This is a genomic window from Phycicoccus jejuensis (assembly GCF_000720925.1).
Taxonomy (GTDB): domain Bacteria; phylum Actinomycetota; class Actinomycetes; order Actinomycetales; family Dermatophilaceae; genus Phycicoccus; species Phycicoccus jejuensis.
In genome coordinates this window covers 1-1,221 of record NZ_JOEE01000031.1, presented here as the reverse complement: position 1 = coordinate 1,221, position 1,221 = coordinate 1, and the positions used below count along the sequence as shown (strand labels likewise).

At 66.9% G+C, this 1,221-nt stretch carries 2 protein-coding genes; both read right to left on the bottom strand.

All coding sequences use genetic code 11. The features are described from left to right. On the bottom strand, positions 1-285 hold a 285-nt coding region (locus IG69_RS22825; RefSeq protein ID WP_036830673.1), incomplete at its 3' end, for a hypothetical protein. 72 nt (positions 286-357) lie between these two features. Continuing rightward, a complete protein-coding gene (locus IG69_RS0119440) occupies positions 358-756 on the bottom strand; it encodes a DUF6069 family protein (RefSeq protein ID WP_157577746.1) in 399 nt (132 codons plus the stop codon). Between the last annotated feature and the right edge of the window lie 465 nt (positions 757-1,221).

Below are 1,221 nucleotides of genomic sequence, written 5' to 3'. Positions count from 1 at the left end.
CATGGCCACCAGGAGCCACACCGGCGACCAGGCGCTCCACATCCACGAACCCGCCAGCACGGTCACAGCCAGCGCCAACCAGGCCCAGTTCGCCCTTGAGGTCGGCGAAGGCCAGCTGTCCAGAACAGCGAGGACACACGCTCCAGCAGCGGAGAGGACCATGACCACGTTCAGCACGCCCGCGAGCACCCCCGCGGGAGCATCCAGAAGCGGCTTCGCCATGAGGACCGGCACCCAAATCAAGACGGCGGCGTTGCGCTGCGCTGCGACACCACCTCGTCTCATGACGTCACGATATGGCGGCCCCAGCGCTACCCGAACCAGGGACACAGCGCCCACGACCAGAACTCCCGGATGTCAGGATCGACTGCGCCAGGCGGCGACGATGACCACCGCCGCAACAACGGAGTGCAACGACATCAGGCCCACCGCCGAGGACGTGGTGAGCGCACTACCAGCGCCGAGCATCGACGCGACAGCAACCAGCACCGCAATGACCGACCAAAGCCGCAACGGCCGGTCCACGCGTCGCTCCAGAAACCGCAAGAGCCCGAATCCAGACGCAGCAGAGACCAGCGCCGCGAACACGATGTCCCCCACACTCACCACCTGACGATCACCGCCGACCTCAACCGTGAGGTCGACACCCGGTAGCTTGACGACGAAGAACCAGGTGACGAGAGCACATACAGCAGCCGCCACAACCGCGGCCAGGTCCACGATCCACGGGACCCTCCGCCGGACGCTGGTGGGCACGGGTCGAAGCGAACTCATCACACATCTCCTTAATCAGGCCGGGTATGGCCTCGACGCTACGATCGCCGACACCGTGTGATCAGGGGAGACTGTCCCGCGTTGTGGGGTACCGATGTCCCGCCCGGGCTGACCCGGACCGATCCCGTCCGAGCGCAGAGCACGAAGGTCCCTCCCAGCATGGGATCAACGTCCCTACCGGCGACCGACCGCACAGGCCACGCTCGTGCCATGCCCGATCCGCGCGCTTCCCACGATGACTGGCCGTGCGTCCCTATTCGACCCGCCCGGGCCGGGGAGATCAGGCTTGGAGCGGGAACGTGAACGCCGGATACGTCGTCACCGTCCTCTTGATCAGCCTCGCCATGTTGCTCTCGGCAGTCCCGGTGCGGCGACCCCCCGCGCTCGGCGTCGCGACCTGGGCCGTGACCGACCTGGTCAACGAGTCTCCGCCGTTCGCTCTCGGCT